Origin of the sequence: Micromonospora sp. DT178 (genome assembly GCF_049841695.1) — a bacterium.
In the GTDB taxonomy this organism is placed as follows: domain Bacteria; phylum Actinomycetota; class Actinomycetes; order Mycobacteriales; family Micromonosporaceae; genus Micromonospora.
Window position 1 is genome coordinate 41,991 of the sequence record NZ_JBNCKV010000004.1, and the last position, 17,137, is coordinate 59,127.

Genomic DNA, 17,137 nt, shown 5'->3' on the forward strand with positions numbered 1-17,137 from the left:
CGGTGAGGTGTCGCCGCCGGCCCCGCCGCAGCGGGTGGGTCCGGCGGCGACACCACCGGGTGGTCAGGAACGGACGGTCACTTCTTGACCGCGATGTTGCGCAGGTCCCAGATGCCGATGTTCGACATCGGGATGTTGTCGAAGCCGACGACGTTCGCCTTCGCGACGGTCGCGTTGGTCTGGTTGCACAGCGGCACGTACCAGGCCTGCTCGAGGGTCGTCTTCCAGATGTCGTGGTACAGCGGGGCGCGCTTGTCCATCGACAACGCGGGGTTGCCGGCCTCGGCTGCCTTGGCCGCCACGAGCGAGGGGTCCGCGGCGAGCTTGTAGGTGTTCAGCAGGTAGGTGTTCACCGTCGCCGCCGGGTCGGCCTTCGGGCTCCACGACGTGGCGACCATCAGCTCGAAGTCACCGGCGATGAAGCGCGGCTCGTTCTCGGTGTTGGGCACGGGGTTGAGCGTCGCGTCGATGCCGATGGCCTTCAGCGACGCCTGCACCACGTTCGCGGGCTGCTCGGCGTTCGTGCCCGCGGCGAAGGTGATGGACACCTTGGCGCCGCCGGCCTGCTGCACCAGGGCCTTGGCCTTGTCGACGCTGAACTCGTACGGGTAGGTGTAGTTCGGGATGCGGCTCGGGTCCGTCTCGCCGACGAGCTGGCGCGTCGGCGTGCAGTAGCCGCTGAAGAGCGCGCTGATCGCCGCCGGGTCGACCGCGTGGGCGATCGCCTGGCGGACCTCGGGCTTGGCGACGTCGCCCTTCGTGGCACGCATGTAGACGCCGACGAGGTTCTTGAACTTGACCTGGTGCTGCTGCAGGCCGCTGCCCGGGGTGACGATCTTCTCGACCGTGGCGATCTCACCGGCCGAGCTGAGCGGGGCCAGGTCGACCTGGCCGCTCTGCAGGCCGTTGAGGCGGGCCGCGGCGTCGGGCACGCGCTGCAGCTCGATGCCGCCGAGGCGTCCGACGTTCGGGTCCCAGTAGCTGTCGGCCCGCTTGAGGACGAGCTTCTCCTGGGGCACGAGCTCGGTGGCGATGTACGGGCCGGAGCCGGCGGTGCCGGGCTTGTTCTTGATGTCGACGCCGTCGGCGATGGCCTTCGGGCTGACCATCATGCCGGCCGTGCCGGTGAAGGACGCGGGGAGCTGGACGCCCTTGCCCTTGACCAGCTTGAGGCGCACGGTCGTCTTGTCGACGACCTCGACCGACTCGATGTCGGCGAGTTCGCTCTTGAGGGTCGAGGCCGCGAGGGTCTTGCCGCGCTCGATGTTGACCTTGACGGCCTCGGCGTCGAACGGCGTGCCGTCGTGGAACTTCACGTCGTCACGCAGCTTGAGCTCGAGGACGCTGCCGTCCTCGACGAAGTTCCACTCCTTGGCCAGGCCCGGGACGATCTTGTCGTCCTTGTCGAGCATGGTCAGCCGGTCCCAGACGAGGAACAGGTAGCCCCAGGCGCCGTAGCTCGTCTGGACGGCCGGGTCGAGGTCGCGCAGCGGACCCGCCGACGCGAACTTGAGCACGGCCGTGGTGTCGATCTCGCCCTGGCCAGCGCCGTTGGTGCCGGAGCTCTCCGGTGAGCTGCAGCCGGCCACGGCGAGGGCCCCGACGGCGATCAGCGCGACCAGGCGTCGCCTGGCCCTGTTCTTGACGCCCATTCTCATCCTTCCAAACACGAGCCGAATCGCTCCGGCCGATCGAGAGGTGGTGTTGTCCCCCGACGGCTGCCCGGCGGGATCGGTGGGATTGGTGGGTCGATGCGATGGCCTTCAGGGTGTGTGGCGGCGGGTCAGCCCTCCGCGGAGAGGATCAGTGCGCTGGTCGGGACCCCGACGCCCGCCGTCACGAGGACGTTGCGTACGCCGTCGGGCTGGTTGGTCGAGGTCCCTCGGACGAGGCGGACGCCCTCCGCGACGCCGTTCGTGCCGTGCAGGTAGGCCTCACCGATCTGGCCACCGTGGGTGTTGGTCGGCAGCGAGCCGGTGACCTCGAGGTTGCCGTCGGCGATGAAGTCCTTGGCCTCACCGCGACCGCAGAAGCCGTACTCCTCGAGCTGGTTGAGCACGTACGGGGTGAAGTGGTCGTAGAGGATCGCCGCGTCCATGTCGGCGGGTCCGAGGCCCGACTGGGCCCACAGCTGCCGCGCGCAGAGCTCGACCTCGGGGATCCGGGTCAGGTCCTCGCGGTAGTAGCTGACCATCTGGTACTGGTCCGGTCCCAGGCCCTGGGCCGCCCCGACGATGTAGGCCGGGGTGGCGGGCAGGTCCTTGGCGCGCTCGGCGCTGACGACGACCATCGCCTGGCCGCCGTCGGTCTCCTGGCAGCAGTCGAACAGGTGCAGTGGCTCGGCGATCCAGCGGGAGGCCTGGTGCTCCTCGAGGGTGAGCGGCTTGCCGTGGAACCACGCCCTGGGGTTGTTCGCGGCGTGCTTGCGGGCGAGCACGGCGACGCGGCCGTAGTCCTCGCTGGTCGCGCCGTACTCGTGCATGTAGCGACGGGCGAACATCGCGGTGTGCTGGGCCGGGGTGAGCAGGCCGTACGGGTTGACCCAGGAGCGGTACTCGTTGTCCGAGGTGGCCTGGGTCTTCGCCGGCGGCGGCCCCAGCCCGAAGCGGACGCCGGAGCGCTCGTTGAAGGCGCGGTAGGCCACGACGACGTCGGCGACGCCGCTCGCGACGGCCATGGCGGCCTGCTGGACGGGGGCGCAGGCGCCGCCACCGCCGTAGGGGATCCGGGAGAAGAACTTCAGTTCGGGGATGCCCAGGCTGCGGGCGACCATGTTCTCCGGGTTGGTCTCCATGGTGAAGGTCGTCATGCCGTCGACGTCGGCGGGGCTCAGGCCCGCGTCAGCCAGGGCGGCCGAGACGGCCTCGCCGGCCAACTGCAGCTCGCTGCGGCCGGAGTCCTTGGAGAACTCCGTCGCGCCGATGCCGACGATCGCGGTGCGCCCCGACAGGAAGTTGGACGTCACGTCACTGCTCCGTTCCGCGGGGCAGGCGCACGGTCACCTCGGAGACGGCGTGCGCGCCCTTGCTGTTCGTGCCACGCACCGCGACGCGCACGGTGTCCTCCTCGACGCCGACGACCTCTCCGGTCAGCCGCATCGCGTCACCCGGGAAGTTCGGCACCCCGAGGCGGGTGCTCAGGCGCACCATGCGCGCGGCGGGGCCGGCCCAGTCGGTGACGTAGCGGCCGACGAGCCCGTTGGTGTTGTTGATGCTCATGTAGGTGTCGGGGGTGCCGCGACGCTCGGCCTGGGCCGGGTCGTGGTGCACGTCCTCGTAGTCGCGGGTCGCGAGGGCGCCGGCGACGATGAGGGTCCGGGTCAGCGGGATCTCGAGCTCCGGCAGCGTGTCGCCGACGCTCACCTGCTCGATGGTGATCTGCGTGCCGCTCACAGCTGCTCCCCCGCGTCGACGAGGTCCGCGAGCTGCTGCAGGTGCCAGGCTCCCGAGCCGGCGGTGTTGGCCAGCTGGGTGGTCCAGAGCATGTAGCGGTGGATCGGGTAGGTGACGTCGGCACCGATGCCGCCGTGCACGTGCTGCACGGTGCGCGCGACGCGGTCGCCCGCCTCGGCAGCCCAGTACTTCGCGACGTGTACGGCCGCGCGGGCTGGCCGGGCGGTCGTCTCGCGCCAGAGCGCGTTGAGGTAGGTGACCTCCATCGCCTCGGTGTCGATGTGGCAGTTGGCGATCTGGTGGGCGACGGCCTGGAAGGTCGCGATCGGCACACCGAACTGCTCGCGCCCGGAGGTGTAGTCGGCGGCCTGTCGCACGGCGGCCTGGCTGATGCCGCTCTGGAGGGCGGCCACGGCGATCCAGACCTGGCGCAGCAGCCAGTCGATCCGGTCCTCCCCCGGGCCCTCGGCGAGCAGCTCCGCGGCGGCGCCGTCGAGGTGCACGTCGGAGGCGAGCCCCCGGTCGGTGCGCTCGAAGGTGTCGCGGCGCACCCCCGCGCCGGCGGTCGGCACGAGGTAGAGCCCGACGGTGCCCTCCTCGTCGGTGGCCGGGACGACGATCGCGTCGGCGAGGTGCGCCGAGCGGACGCCGACGGCGGTGCCGCTCAGGGTGATCCCCCCACCGCCGGGCCCGGTGCCGGACCGCGCGCGGACGCGGGCGCCGTACGGCCGGGCGTCGGCCAGGTCGTCGACGGCCACGGTGAGGACCGTGTCCCCGGCGGCGACGCGGGGCAGCCACTCGGCCTGCTGCTTGGCGTCGCCGTAGCGCACCAGCGGCAGGACGCCGCCGACGAGGGTCTCCCACAGCGGTACGGTGCCCAGCGTGCGGCCCTGCTCGACGAAGACCCCGGCGACCTCCCACAGGCCCAGCCCGGCGCCGCCGTGTTCCTCGGGCACGAGCAGCCCGAGGACGCCGGACTCGGCCAGGTCGCGGTGCAGGACGCGGTCGAAGCGGTCCTGCCCGGCCTCGATGTCGAAGAGGCGCTGCGGGTCGCCGTTGCGCGAGAAGACGTCGCGCGCCAGGTCGTTGACCGTGACCTGGTCCTCGGCGAGCTGGAAGTCCATCAGTTCTCCTCCTCTTCGGCGGGCTCCGATGCGGAGGTCGCGGCCCGGAAACGCGGCAGGGTGAGGTTCTCGTCGTAGTCGAGCCAGTCGACCCGCACTGGCATGCCGATCTCGACCTCGTCGGCGGCCCCGACGAAGTCGGCGACGAGGCGCGTGCCCTCCTCGAGGTCGACGAGCACGACGGTGAGCGGGTAGTCGTACCCGGGAGCCTTCGGGTGGTGGCTGACGACGTAGCTGTGCACCGTGCCCCGTCCGCTCGCCTCGACCTCGTGCCACGCGTACGAGTGGCAGGAAGGGCAGGTCGGGCCGGGCGGGTGGCGCAGCGTGCCGCAGTCGGTGCAGGCCTGGATGACGAGGCGACGCTGTGCGGCGGCCTCGAACCAGAAGGCGTTGTCGCGCAGGATGAACGGCTTGTGCCGCAGCGCCGGGTCGGTGGCGGCCGGAGCGGCGGGCTTGGCGCCGGACGGGTCGAAGCGCAGGATGCGGAAGCGCTGGCGAGCCACGACCTCGTCGTCCTGGTCGGTGTAGGTGCGCAGCGTCGTGATGAAGTGGCCGGTGCCCAGGCCCGTGGTCTTGCGCGGGGAGACGTCCTCGATGACCGTCGTCATCTTGATCTCGTCGCCCAGGCGCAGCTCGCGCACGTACTCGTGCTCGTCGTTGGTCGCGACGACCCCGACGAAGCCGGCCTCGGCGAGGATCGCGAGCAGCCGGGCCATGGGGGTGTCCGGCGCGGCGCCCGCGGCGGCGGCCCGGTGGGCCTTGTAGCCGGCCATGAGCCAGGTGGACAGCATCGGCGGCGGGGCGACGACACCCTCGCGGCCGGTGGCACGGGCGGCCTGCTCGTCGACGTAGACGGGGTTCTCGTCGCCCATCGCCTCGACGAAGTGGCGGATCATCGCCTGGTTGACGGCGTCCTGCGCGTAGCGGGTGGGCGTGGCCTCGAGGCCGACGAACTCGCGCAGGCGGGCGAGGAAGGCATCCTCGTCGGTGGTCCCGGGGGCCGGGGTCCGCGTCGTGGTGCTCATGCGGACCGCCCCTTCCTCGGCATGCCGAGGCCGGCGACCGCGATCATGTCGCGCAGCACCTCGTTGGTGCCGCCGCCGAAGGTGTTGATGTAGGAGCCGCGGGTGTAGGCCTCGAGCTGTCCGCCGAGGACGGCGTCCGGGGCGCCGGGTCGCCGGGTCGCGCGGGGCCCGACGACGGAGACGAGGTTGCGGCAGACCCGGTCGTGGGTCTCCGTGCCGTAGACCTTGGCGACCGACGCGGCGGCGGGGGCCGGGTTCTGGCCCTCCGCAACGACGGCGATCTTCCAGTTGAGCAGGCGCATCGCGGTCAGCTCGGCGTAGTCGCGGGCCAGCTCCGTGCGCACCCACGGCTTGTCGAGTACGCGGATCCCGTCGGCGTCGGGCTCGGCGGCCCACGCGGCGACGTCGGTCCACAGTTGCTCGGTGCGCCCACCCATGGCGGCCAGGCCCACCCGCTCGTGACCGAGCTGGCCGGTGATGAGGCGCCAGCCGCCGTTGACCTCGCCAACGAGGGCCTCGGGGCCGACGCGCACGTCCTCGTAGTAGGAGGCGTTGGTGTGGGTGATGCCGCTGGTGGCGATCGGCGTGCAGCTGAAGCCGGGGTCCGACGTCGGCACGATGAGGATGGTGATGCCCTTGTGCTTCGGGGCGGTGGGGTCGGTGCGCACGGCCATCCAGACGAAGTCGGCCTGGCTGACGCCGCTGGTGAAGACCTTCTGGCCGTTGACGACCCAGCCGCCCTCGGGCGTGGCCTCGGCCTTGGCTTTCAGCGAGGCGAGGTCGGTGCCGGAGCCCGGCTCGCTGTAGCCGATGGCGAAGATGACGTCGCCGGTGAGCATGCCCGGCAGGTAGGTGCGCTTCTGCTCCTCGGTGCCGTAGCGCATGAGCATCGGGCCGATGTTGTTGATGGTGACGAACGGGAACGGCGCCTGGGCGCGGTTGATCTCGTCGAAGAGGATGTACTGGTCGATCGCCGAGCGGCCCTGGCCGCCGAACTCCTTGGGCCAACCGAGCCCGAGCAGGCCGTCCTTGCCGATCTGACGGATGATTTCGCGGTAGGCCGGGCGGTCCTCGTTGGTGCCGCCGAGCGCCTCGCGGACCTCGGGCGTGAGCAGGCGCGCGAAGTAGGCGCGCAGCTCCCGGCTCAGCTCTCGATGCTCCGGGGTGTACTCCAGGTACATGGATGTCCTCTTCTCGGGGCGTGGGGCACCCGTCGGTGTGCCGGGCGGGCCGGCGGGTCAGGCGGCCGGCAGGAGCGCGGTGCGCCCGTTGTCGGCGAACTGTTTCTCGAGTTCCTGGACGTCCGCCGCCGTGAGCGGGCGGTACGCGGTGGACGCGCCGTCCCGGACGTAGACGGGGTCGGTCGTGACCCAGGCGGCACGGCGCAGGACCTGCTTGGCGACCTTGCTGTTGCCCGTGGTGGGGACCTCGGTGACGATCCGCACGAAGCGGGGCCGCCACTTGGTGCCGAGGTCGGCCTGCTCGTCGAGGAAGGCGGTGAACGCCTCGGGGTCGAAGCTGGCGCCGCCACGCAGTTGGAGCGCGCACATGACCTGGTCGCCGGTGCGCGGGTCGGGCACGGCGAAGACGGGGGCGACCGCCACCCGGTCCCAGCGCTCGATGATCCGTTCGGCGGGTCCGGCGGCGAAGTTCTCGCTGTCGACGCGGATCCAGTCCGAGGAGCGGCCGGCGAAGTAGAAGTAGCCGTCGGCGTCGCGGTAGGCCAGGTCCCCGGACCAGAAGTCCTCGCCGCGGACCCGCTCGGCGGCGGCCTCGGGGTTCTTGTAGTAGCCCTCGAACCGGGCAGCCATGCCGACTCCGACGAGCTGGCCGATGGCCTCCTCGGCGTTGACGAGCCGTCCGGTCCCGTCGAGCCTGGCCGGCGGGCACTCCAGCCCGGTGGCCTCGTTCATGACCTTGATCTCGGCGCCGGCGACGGCCACGCCGAGCGCCTCGTCGGGCGTCTCGGGGGTGCGGTTGATCCGCATGACGCCCTCGCTGGAGCCGTAGCCCTCGGAGATGACGGCGCCGAAGCGCTGGGTGAAGCGGGCGATGTCGGCGGCCGAGGCCTCGGTGCCGACGGCGCGACGCAGCGTGCTCGTCGCGTCGCGCGGGTCGACCGGCTGGGCCAGCACGTAGGCGAGGGCCCGGCCGACGTAGTTGAAGTAGGTGACGCCGTGCTCGTGCACGTCGCGCACGAAGCCGGACGCGGAGAACCTGCGGACCATGCAGATCGTCGCGCCGCAGACCATGGCGGGCCCGAGGTTGAGCATCACGGCGTTGCCGTGGAACAGCGGCATCGACAGGTAGCTGACCGAGTCGCGGGTCAGCTCGGTGCGGGCCAGCAGCGCCTCGGAGACCGCGGCGAGACGCCCGTGCGAGCAGATGACCGCCTTGGGGGCCCCGGTCGAGCCCGAGGAGAACAGGAGCAGCAGGTTGGCGCCGGGGTCGACCTCGTCGGTGGGCACCGGCGCGCCGGCGTGCCGGGCCAGCCAGGCGGCGTACTCCGGGGAGTCGATGTTGCGCACCTGCCCGGCGGGGATGCCCAGGTCGAGCCCGTCGACGAGGCCGGCGAGGCGGTCCTCGGTGATGAGCAGGTCGCAGTCGGTGTGCCGCACATCGTGGGCCAGCTCGGCGCCGCGCCGGGTCGGGTTGATCCCGACGACGGTGGCGCCGGACAGCGCGGCCGCGCAGATCCAGTACACGTGGTCGGGGGTGTTCTCCAGGAGCACCCCCAGGTGCAGCGGCCTGCCCTCGGGCCGGGGCACGTCGGCCAGGGCGGCGGCCCGGTCGGCGGCTTCCTGCACGACCTGGCCCCACGAGATGGTGCGGCCCTCGAAGAGGAGGCCCGGATGATCGTCACCCGTGCGCCCGCGTACGACGTCGCCGAAGACGGCGGGTCCCGAGGTTCGGGCTACCGAAGTCTGAGTCGTCATTGACGTCGCTCCGTCTCGTTCGTCGTCGAATCCGGATCAGCGATAACAAGCAAGCGCTTGGTCGAGATCGTAGGGTGGGGTGTGATGCAGGTCAAGGCCTTGACAAGGCTTCCCACGGGTTGCGCCCGGCGAGCGCCGAGCGCACCCGGTCGGTGTCCTCACCACGGCGCCGCGGGGCCCGCGGGGTCGCGGCGGGCGTCCGCGAGAAGCGGGGCACCGGGGCCGGCTGGGCGACCCCCTCGACCTCGACGACGGCGCGGCGGGCACGCACCTGCGGGTGCCCGGCCGACTCGGCGACGTCCAGCACCGGATGCACGCACGCGTCGACGCTCTCGAAGACGCTCGTCCACTCCTGCCGGGTGCGTCCGGCGAAGACCGGGGCGATCCGCTCGGCCCAGCCGGCCCACCCCGACTCGTCGAACTGCCCCGGCCCGTCCTCCGGCTCGATGCCGAGGGTGAGCAGGAACGTGCGGTAGAACTTCGCCTCGATGGCCGCGACGGACATGAACCTGTCGTCGGCGGTGCGGTACACCCGGTAGAAGTGCGCCCCGCCGTCGAGGTAGTTCGTCCCGCGGGTGAGGTTCCAGGCGCCCCGCGCGAGCATCGAGTGGATGACGACGGTGAGCAGCCCGCTGCCCTCGAGCATCGAGGAGTCCACGACCTGCCCACGCCCGGAGGAGACGCGCTCGTGCAGGGCGGCCAGGACGCCGAAGGCCAGCACCATGCCGCCGCCGGCGAAGTCGGCCAGGTACATCGGCGGCACGACGGGGCCGTGCCCGGGCAGGCCGATCGTGTCGAGCACCCCGGAGACGGCGATGTAGTTGAGATCGTGCCCGGCGGCGGTGGCGAGGGGACCGTCCTGGCCCCAGCCGGTCATCCGCGCCACGACGAGGCGCGGGTACCGCTCGGTGAGTTCGGCCGGGTCCAGGCCGAGACGTTCGAGCACCCCCGGACGGAACGGGTCGAGCAGCACGTCCGCGTCGGCGAGCAGCCGGTGCACGAGCGGCCGGTCGGCCTCCGACTTCAGGTCGAGCGTGACGGTCGTACGGCCGCGGTCGATCGCGTTGACCTGCGCGCGTTCCCGTCGGTCGGGCTCGCCGGGCGGGTCGACCCGCACGACCTGGGCACCGAGGTCGGCGAGCATCATCGTCGCGAACGGCACCGGCCCCTGCCCACCGAGTTCGAGGATGCGCAGGCCGGCCAGCGGCCCCTCGGAGCGCTGGCCGGCGACCGGGCCGGGGGCGTCGCTCACGCCTGCTCCCCGGCGCGGGCCGGGACCGGGGTGCTTGTCACGGCGCGGGGGTCCGTGCTCCACGTCTGCGGGGTCACGCCCTCCTCGCGCAGGACCCGCTTGAGGATCCGCCCGACGGCGTTCTTGGGCAGCTCGGCGCGGACCTCGATGTGGGAGGGGACGGCGTACCGCGGAATCCGCGGGTGCAACCACTCGAAGAGCTCCGCGGGGTCGATCCGCGCGCCGGGCGCGGGCACGACGGTCACCTTGAGGTCGTCCTCGGCCAGCGGGGAGGGGACCGCGTGGACGGCGACCTCGCCGACGGCCGGGTGGGCCGCGACGATGCCCTCGATCTCGAAGCTGGAGATGTTCTCGCCGCCACGGCGGAGGTAGTCCTTGCCGCGGTCGACGAAGTAGAGGTAGCCGTCCTCGTCGAGACGGCCGTAGTCACCGCAGTGGAACCACAGGCCCCGGAAGACCTCCAGGGTCTTCTCCGGCTGGCGCCAGTAGCCGTTGAACATGATCGCCGGGCGGGTGGGGCGGGCGACGATCTCGCCGACCGCGCCGACGGGCAGCGGGTTGTCGTGCTCGTCGACGATGCGTACCTCGAAGGATTCGTTGATCTTGCCGGCGGCCCCGGCGCGGTAACCCCCCGGCGGGGTGAGCGTGATCAGGCTGGCCTCGGTCAGGCCGTAGGCGCCCGAGCCGACCCGTTCGACGCCGAACCGCTCGGTCCAGCGGGCAGCGAGGTCGGCGGTGACCGGCGAGCCGGACACGACGCGCAGCTGGCCGAAGGCCTTGCGGGCGGCCTCGGAGTCGGGGGCGCCGACGATCATCGGCAGCATCGAGCCCATGAGCGCGGCCATCGTCGCGCGGGAGCGCAGGATCTCGTCCCAGAAGCCACTGACCGAGAAGCGCCGTGCGACGTCCATGGCCGAGCCGAGCTGGAGCGAGCCCATGACGTGCCCGACGGCGGCCATGTGGAACAGCGGCATCGCCGACCACAGGACGTCACCGGAGCGGCGCTCGAGGTTCTCGTGCATCTGACGGGCCATGTTCGCCACGTAGCCGTGGCTGACCATGCACGCCTTGGACGGGCCGGTCGTGCCGGCCGTGTAGATGAGGTGGCTGGTGGCGTACGCGTCGAGGTCCGGGGTGGTCGTCACCACCGAGCCCCCGGCGACGGCGGCGTCGAAGTCGACGACCTCGGTGGCCCAGGCGGGCACCGGGCCCGTGGCGGGCCGGCCGCCCACGGGAGCGCCGACGAGGACCGGCGCCCGTAGCCCCGTGCCGACGAGGGCGTCGTCCAGGACGGACACGAACTCGTCCTCGACGATCATCGCGACCGGGTCGGCGTCGAGCACCTGGTGGGCCAGTACGGGGCCGCGGTTGCTCGTGTTGAGCGGAACGACGAAACCGCCGCAGAGCGTCGTCGCCCACCAGGCGATCAGGGCCAGGCGGCCGTTGCGGGCGAGGATGACGACGCGGTCGCCGGGAGCGACGCGGTCGGCGAGGAACCCGGCGAGGCGACGCGACGCGGCATCGAGCTCAGCCACGGTGAACGGGGTGCCGGCGAGGGTGAGGGCGAGGTCCGGCTGCTCGTCGAGCACGCGGGACAGGGTGGGCAGGAGGGGGGTGGCTGCGGTGGGACGGGTCACTGGCTCTGGCTGCCTTTCTTCGGGCCTGCCGGTCGGGGTGGGCGACCGGTCGGCCGACGGGTGGGGACCTGGCGCTCAGCCCTTCGTCATCGCGACGGTGCGCAGATCGAACAGGCCGAGGTTGGTCCACGGCAGCTGCTCGGCGCCGACGACCTTCGGGGAGGCGACGGTGGCGCTGGTGAGGTTGCAGATCGGGATGAACCACGCCTCGGTGAACAGCCGCTCCCACAGCTGGTGGTACTGCTTGGCGCGCTCCCCGACGCTGGAGCGGGGATCGGCGGCCCGCGCCGCGATCGGGGCGATCGCCCCGGGGTCGGCGGCGAGCTTGTAGGTGCCGGTGAAGTAGTTGTCCACCGTGCCCGCCGGGTCGAGGCGTGGGTTGAAGGTGTTGGACACCTCGAGCTCGAAGTCGCCGGCGATGAAGCGGGCCTCGGTCTCGGAGTTCGGCGTCGGGTTGAGCTTCGCGTCGATGCCGGCCTGGGACATGGCGGCCTGGATGGCGGTGGCGGGCTGCTCGGTGTTGGTGCCGGCGGAGAAGCTGATCGACACCTTGGCCCCGCCGACCTCGGCGATCAGCGCCTTGGCCCTGGCCAGATCGAACTCGTACGGGTAGGTCGCCGCCGGGTCCGCCCAAGGGCTGCCCGGGTAGATGCTGCGGGTGGGCGTGCAGGTGTCGGCGAAGAGGGCACGGATGGCGGCCGGATCGACCGAACGCGCGATGGCCTCACGGACCCGCTTGTCCTTGAGGTCGCCCATGTCGGCGCGCAGCAGGATGCCGAGGACGTTGCGGAACGGGCGGGTGGTGACCTTGAGCTGGCCGGCCTCGCCGAGCTGGCGGGCCTGGACGACCTCGTTGGCCGAGGAGACGAAGCTGAGGTCGGTCTGACCGCTGATGACGCCGTTGAGGCGGGTGGCGCCCTCGGGGACGCGGGTGATCTCCATCCCGGCGAGGCGCCCGGCGTTCGGGTCCCAGTAGGTGCCTTCGGCGCGCTTGACGACGTACTTCTCGTTGGGCACGAACTCGGTGGCGACGTACGGGCCCGAGCCGGCGTTGCCGGGGGCGCGCTTGAGGTCGACGCCGTCGGCGATCGCCTTGGGCGAGACCATCATGCCGGCGGCGGTGGCCAGGGCCGAGGGGAGCACCGCGCCGGTGCCCGGCGTGAGGTTGAGGCGCACGGTGTGCGCGTTCACGACGGTGACGCCGGTGATGGCGGCGAGGTCCTGCTTGATGGTGCTCGTCGGCAGCGTCTGGCCGCGCTCGATGTTGACCTTGACGGCGGTGGCGTCGAAGGGCGTCCCGTCGTGGAAGGTGACGTCGTCGCGCAGGGCGAGTTCGAGGTAGGAGCCGTCCTTGGCGTAGGCCCACGAGAGCGCCAGGCCGGGGACGATCTCGTCCCTGGAGTCGACCATGGTGAGCCGGTCGTAGATCAGCGTGAGGTAGGGGTAACCGCCGGGGGCCGGCTGGGCCGGGTCGAGGTTCTGGAAAGGGGACGAGGCCGTGACCCGCAGGACGGCGTCGGGGTCGATCTCCCCCGTGCCGGCGCCGGTGGCGCCGGGGTCGCTCGTCGGGGTGCCGGAGCAGGCTCCGACGGCGAGGGTGGCAAGCAGGCTGACGGCGACGGCGAGGCGTCGTCGGTACGGGAGGCGAGACACGGTGCTCCTTTTCTGACCGCGGTCCGAGCCGGGAGCGGATCCGGGATCCGGGTGCCTGGGGCGGCTGGGGTGCCGGCGGGTCGTTCGGCAGTGGCCGTGAGGGCGCGGCGGTCACGGTGGGTGGTGGAGGGCGTCGGCGGCGTGGTGCGCGCCTGGAGCTGATCGGCGCACGGCGTTCCCGAGGCTGTCGGCGTACGGCGCCCCGCAACACCAACCAAGCGCTCGCTTGGGACGGTAAGGGCAGGGCGCGGGCGCGTCAATGGGCGAACGCCGCTGCGCCCCGCGGGGAATGCCACCGCGACCCCCGGGCGGATGTCACCGCCGACCCACGGGCGGACGCCACCTCCAACCGATGGGGCGGACGCCACCTCCAACCTGCGGGCGGACACCACCGCACCCACGGGGACGGCGCCGGGGAGCAACCGTTGCCAGCGCGCCGCCGGGTCGCTAAGGTGCGATCAAGCAAGCGCTTGGTTGCCCTGATCGGCCAGAGGAGTCCGCCCGGTGGAAGCCACCCTCGCCACGGCACAGCCCCGCGACACGGGCATCGACGCCGTCGCCTCAGCCACCCGGCGGCTCGTCGACGCGATCACCCGCGCGGGCGCGGCCATCGACGCTGACGCCGACCGGATCGTGGCCGACCTCGACGTGCTCACCGCCCGGATCGACGCCCACGCCCCGGACCTTCCCGAGCGGATCGCGACGATGTGGCGCCAGCCCGGCCCGGGCCGTTTCGACCCCGCCGGCGGCACCGAGAACCCGCTGTCGCCGCCGGTGAGTCTCTGGGTCGAGCCTGACGGCTCACTGCGCGGCGAGGTCACCCTGGGGCTGGCCTTCCAGGGACCCCCGGGGCACGTGCACGGCGGCACCTCGGCGATGCTCATGGACCACGCCCTCGGCATCGCCAACGCCCGCGCCGGGTATGCCGCGGTGACCGTCGGGCTCGACATCTCCTTCCGCGCGGCCATTCCGATCGGCTCGACGATCACGATCCTGGCCCGGCACGACGGGCGCGACGGGCGCAAGGTGCGCAGCTCCGGCGAGCTGCGCGTCGGGGACCTGACGTGCGTCACCGCCACGGGCACCTTCGTGCTCATGGACGACCCGTCGACGCGGGAGAAGTTCCGACGGGACTCGAGGGAGCAGGGATGAGCACGAATCCCGACCACCCGCCACGGACACGACCCGACAGGGGGCAGCACCCGACCAGCGCCGCACCCGGTCCGCTCGCCGGCCGCGGTGCGCTCGTCATCGGCGGGGGCGGCGGCTTCGGCCGCGCCATCGCCGCCGCGCTGGCCGCCGACGGGGCCGCCGTGACGATCATGGGACGCACCGGGGCGACGCTGCGGGCGGCGGCCGCGACGATCGCCGCAGCCGCCCCCGGGGCGCTGCCGGTGCGGGTCAGCGTCGGCGACTCCGCTCTCGAGCAGGACGTCGCCGCGGCGGTGCGCGTCGCCGACGAGACCCCGTTGGTGGCCGTCGTCACGACGGTCGGCGGCGGCACCTTCCGTCCCGTGCTCGCCCTCGACGCCGAGACCCTGGAGCACGACTTCCGGCGCAACGTCACGACGGCGCTGCACGCGATCCGGTACGGCGGACAGGCCCTGGCCGCGCGCGGTGGGGGCTCGATCGTGTGCACCTCCTCGAGCGCGGGCGGGCACTCCTTCCCGTTCATGCCGTCGTACTCGGTGAGCAAGGCCGCGCTCGAAGCGCTCGTGCGGGTCGCCGCCGACGAGCTCGGCCACCTCGCGGTGCGGGTCAACGTCGTGCGCCCCGGCATCGTGGCCACCGACGGGAAGAACCCGGGCCTGCTGCTGGCCGACCCCGAGCTGGCCGCCGCGACCGTCGCCGAGAAGCCCCTGTCACGGGTCGGACGCGCCGAGGACGTCGCCGCCGCGGTCCGCTTCCTGTGCGGTCCCGAGTCCTCGTGGGTCACCGGCGCGTGCCTGCCGGTCGAGGGCGGGGCGCACCTGCGCCGCGCGCCCCGGCTGGAGAAGCTCGCCCGGATCGTCAGTGGCGACGAGGTCGTCGACGCCGCCCTGGCGGGCCGCATCCCGTGACGGCGGCACAGGCGTACGCCACCCGGATGGAGCTGGCCACGACGCTGCCGGCGACGACGGCGCTGCGCGAGGTGCCCGCGGTCGTGGCGCGCATCGAGCGGCTCGGCTTCGACACCGTGCACGTCCCCGAGACGACGCACGACTCGCTGGCGGTCGCCCTGCTCGCGGCCGAGCACACCAGCCGGATCACCGTGCGTACCAGCATGACGCTGGCCTTCCCCCGCAGCCCGATGGTGACCGCGTACGCCGCGTGGGACCTCGCACGGTTCTCCGAGGGTCGCTTCCAGCTCGGTCTGGCCACCCAGGTACGCGGCAACATCGTCGGCCGCTTCTCGGTGCCGTGGGACCGGCCGGCCGAGAACCTGCGCGACTACCTTGCCTCGATCCGGGCGATCTTCGCCGCGTTCACCACGGGCGGGCCCCTGGCGCACGAGGGCAGCCACTACCGCTTCACCCGGCTCCAGCCCTACTTCAACCCCGGCCCGCTGTCGACCGCGGCTCCGGCGCTCTACACCGGCGGGGTCAACCGGCGCGTCTGCGAGGTGGCCGGCGAACTCGCCGACGGCTTCGTCACCCACGCGACGAACTCGCACCCGAGCCATTTGCGCACGGTCGTGCTCCCCGCACTCCGCGCCGGGGCCGACCGGGCCGGACGCGCCGGGATCCCGCGGGTCGTCGTCGTGTCCAAGTCGATCACCGGTCCGACGCGGGCCGCACTCGCCGCGAGCCGCGACTCCGCCCGCCAGGAGCTGGCGTTCCTCTTCTCCACCCCGGCCTACCGCACCACCCTGGACCGGCTCGGCCTGGGCCGGGTCGGCGAACGGCTCGCCGAGATGGCCGCCTCCGGGCGCTGGGCGGGACTCGCCGACATCCTCGACGACGAGACCCTGGCCACGCTCATCCCGCACGGCACCTATGCCGAGCTGCCGGACGTGCTCGAGCAGGCCTACGGCGGGCTCGCCGACGGGCTCGGGCTCGGGCTGCCGCTCGACCCGGCCGACGACGAGGAGTTCGAAGCGCTGCTCGTACGCCTCCGGCACATCCCCACGAGTACCGCGGCCTGCGGTCCGCCCGCGACCGGCAACCCCAGCGACGGGGCCGCCGGCGCGACGCGCGGCGGCGCCGGATCGGAGACCCCGTCATGACCGCACGAATCGGGCTGCTCACCCCGGTCGTCGTCCAGCACCCGCGCACCGCGGCCGCCTGGGAGCGGGACGTCCTGGCCGGCCCCGACGTCGGCGGCGCGCTGCTGGCCATCGCCCGCGCCGCCGACGACCTGGGCTACCACCACCTGACGTGCAGCGAGCACGTCGCGGTGCCCGCCCCGATCGCCGCCGAGCGGGGCGCGACGTACTTCGACCCCGTGGCCACGCTGTCGTTCCTCGCCTCGGCGACGCGCCGCGTCCGGCTCGCGACGAACGTCGTCGTCATCGGCTACCACCACCCGTTGGCCCTCGCCAAGACCTACGGCACCCTCGACCTGCTCAGCGGCGGGCGCGTCATCCTCGGCATCGGGGTCGGCAGCCTCGAAGAGGAGTTCGACCTGCTCGGCGCCGAGTTCGCCGAGCGCGGCGCGGTCGCGGACGAGGCGATCGCGGCCCTGCGCGCCGCATGGGGCAGGGCCGTGCCGCACCACGAGGGGCCCCGGTTCACGTTCACCGACTTCGTCGTCGAACCGCACGCGCCGCGCACGACGGTGCCGCTGTGGTTCGGTGGACGCACCCGCCGCTCGCTGCGCCGCGCCGTGGCGCACGGCACCGGGTGGGCGCCGTTCGGCCTCGGGCCGCAGGAACTGACCCGCCTGTGGACCTCCGTGGAGCGCCCGGACGACTTCGACCTCGTGTTGCAGATCCCGCCGCTGGACCCACTCGGGGACCCGGACCGCTCCCGCGCGCACCTGCGCACGGCCGATGCCGTCGGGGCGACCGCGGTCAACGCGAGCCTCGTGGCCACCTCGGCGGCCCACCACCTCGCGCAGATGGCCGCGCTGCGTGAGCTCACCCCGGAACGCTTCGAGACGACCGCGCCCACGACCTGACCGGCCACCGGCCGGATCGG

At 72.7% G+C, this 17,137-nt stretch carries 14 protein-coding genes; 4 read left to right on the forward strand and 10 right to left on the reverse strand.

The window, feature by feature from the left end:
- Nucleotides 1-77: 77 nt before the first annotated feature.
- The 10 genes from ACLQ22_RS09020 to ACLQ22_RS09065 form a co-directional block, all read right to left on the reverse strand.
- A complete protein-coding gene (locus tag ACLQ22_RS09020) occupies nucleotides 78-1,652 on the reverse strand; it encodes an ABC transporter substrate-binding protein (protein WP_425691843.1) in 1,575 nt (524 codons plus the stop codon).
- Nucleotides 1,653-1,783: 131 nt separating this feature from the next.
- Nucleotides 1,784-2,965, reverse strand: coding sequence for a lipid-transfer protein (locus tag ACLQ22_RS09025; RefSeq protein WP_425691844.1), 1,182 nt, complete (start codon nucleotides 2,963-2,965; stop codon nucleotides 1,784-1,786).
- Nucleotide 2,966: 1 nt separating this feature from the next.
- Nucleotides 2,967-3,392: a MaoC/PaaZ C-terminal domain-containing protein gene (locus ACLQ22_RS09030; protein ID WP_425691845.1), complete on the reverse strand. Its 426-nt coding sequence runs from the start codon at nucleotides 3,390-3,392 to the stop codon at nucleotides 2,967-2,969.
- Nucleotides 3,389-4,516: an acyl-CoA dehydrogenase family protein gene (locus ACLQ22_RS09035; protein ID WP_425691846.1), complete on the reverse strand. Its 1,128-nt coding sequence runs from the start codon at nucleotides 4,514-4,516 to the stop codon at nucleotides 3,389-3,391. Before ACLQ22_RS09035 ends, ACLQ22_RS09030 begins: the two co-directional genes overlap by 4 nt.
- Entirely contained in the window at nucleotides 4,516-5,541 is a 1,026-nt protein-coding gene (locus ACLQ22_RS09040; RefSeq protein ID WP_425691847.1) for a bifunctional MaoC family dehydratase N-terminal/OB-fold nucleic acid binding domain-containing protein, read from the reverse strand. The genes ACLQ22_RS09035 and ACLQ22_RS09040 overlap by 1 nt, the downstream gene beginning before the upstream one ends.
- The gene (locus ACLQ22_RS09045; RefSeq protein ID WP_425691848.1) at nucleotides 5,538-6,722 is read right to left on the reverse strand and encodes an acyl-CoA dehydrogenase family protein; all 1,185 of its coding nucleotides are present in this window, start codon (nucleotides 6,720-6,722) and stop codon (nucleotides 5,538-5,540) included. Before ACLQ22_RS09045 ends, ACLQ22_RS09040 begins: the two co-directional genes overlap by 4 nt.
- 57 nt (nucleotides 6,723-6,779) lie before the next feature.
- Nucleotides 6,780-8,477, reverse strand: coding sequence for an AMP-binding protein (locus ACLQ22_RS09050; protein WP_425691849.1), 1,698 nt, complete (start codon nucleotides 8,475-8,477; stop codon nucleotides 6,780-6,782).
- 91 nt (nucleotides 8,478-8,568) lie between these two features.
- Entirely contained in the window at nucleotides 8,569-9,729 is a 1,161-nt protein-coding gene (locus ACLQ22_RS09055; RefSeq protein WP_425691850.1) for a CaiB/BaiF CoA transferase family protein, read from the reverse strand.
- Nucleotides 9,726-11,318 (reverse strand): AMP-binding protein, encoded by a 1,593-nt coding sequence (locus ACLQ22_RS09060; protein WP_425691851.1) that lies wholly within the window; start codon nucleotides 11,316-11,318, stop codon nucleotides 9,726-9,728. The genes ACLQ22_RS09055 and ACLQ22_RS09060 overlap by 4 nt, the downstream gene beginning before the upstream one ends.
- A gap of 123 nt (nucleotides 11,319-11,441) precedes the next feature.
- Nucleotides 11,442-13,019, reverse strand: coding sequence for an ABC transporter substrate-binding protein (locus ACLQ22_RS09065; protein WP_425691852.1), 1,578 nt, complete (start codon nucleotides 13,017-13,019; stop codon nucleotides 11,442-11,444).
- 504 nt (nucleotides 13,020-13,523) lie between these two features.
- Here ACLQ22_RS09065 and ACLQ22_RS09070 point away from each other — a divergent pair.
- Genes ACLQ22_RS09070 through ACLQ22_RS09085 form a run of 4 tightly spaced genes read left to right on the forward strand, consistent with a single transcriptional unit; the run spans nucleotide 13,524 to nucleotide 17,117 of the window.
- Nucleotides 13,524-14,171 carry a PaaI family thioesterase gene (locus tag ACLQ22_RS09070; protein WP_425691853.1) on the forward strand — a complete coding sequence of 216 codons (648 nt, stop codon included), beginning with the start codon at nucleotides 13,524-13,526 and terminating at the stop codon, nucleotides 14,169-14,171.
- A complete protein-coding gene (locus ACLQ22_RS09075; protein ID WP_425691854.1) occupies nucleotides 14,168-15,079 on the forward strand; it encodes an SDR family NAD(P)-dependent oxidoreductase in 912 nt (303 codons plus the stop codon). Before ACLQ22_RS09070 ends, ACLQ22_RS09075 begins: the two co-directional genes overlap by 4 nt.
- Complete coding sequence (locus ACLQ22_RS09080; RefSeq protein ID WP_425691855.1) at nucleotides 15,076-16,224, forward strand: TIGR03617 family F420-dependent LLM class oxidoreductase; 1,149 nt, start codon at nucleotides 15,076-15,078, stop codon at nucleotides 16,222-16,224. Before ACLQ22_RS09075 ends, ACLQ22_RS09080 begins: the two co-directional genes overlap by 4 nt.
- The gene (locus ACLQ22_RS09085; RefSeq protein WP_425691856.1) at nucleotides 16,221-17,117 is read left to right on the forward strand and encodes a TIGR03619 family F420-dependent LLM class oxidoreductase; all 897 of its coding nucleotides are present in this window, start codon (nucleotides 16,221-16,223) and stop codon (nucleotides 17,115-17,117) included. Before ACLQ22_RS09080 ends, ACLQ22_RS09085 begins: the two co-directional genes overlap by 4 nt.
- The last annotated feature ends 20 nt before the right edge of the window (nucleotides 17,118-17,137 follow it).

Coding starts and splice junctions, on each gene's coding strand:
- ACLQ22_RS09075 (WP_425691854.1), top strand. CDS start 14,168: ATGAGCACGAATCCCGACCACCCGCCACGGACACGACCCGACAGGGGG.
- ACLQ22_RS09040 (WP_425691847.1), bottom strand. CDS start 5,541: ATGAGCACCACGACGCGGACCCCGGCCCCCGGGACCACCGACGAGGAT.
- ACLQ22_RS09050 (WP_425691849.1), bottom strand. CDS start 8,477: ATGACGACTCAGACTTCGGTAGCCCGAACCTCGGGACCCGCCGTCTTC.
- ACLQ22_RS09020 (WP_425691843.1), bottom strand. CDS start 1,652: ATGGGCGTCAAGAACAGGGCCAGGCGACGCCTGGTCGCGCTGATCGCC.
- ACLQ22_RS09045 (WP_425691848.1), bottom strand. CDS start 6,722: ATGTACCTGGAGTACACCCCGGAGCATCGAGAGCTGAGCCGGGAGCTG.
- ACLQ22_RS09085 (WP_425691856.1), top strand. CDS start 16,221: ATGACCGCACGAATCGGGCTGCTCACCCCGGTCGTCGTCCAGCACCCG.
- ACLQ22_RS09035 (WP_425691846.1), bottom strand. CDS start 4,516: ATGGACTTCCAGCTCGCCGAGGACCAGGTCACGGTCAACGACCTGGCG.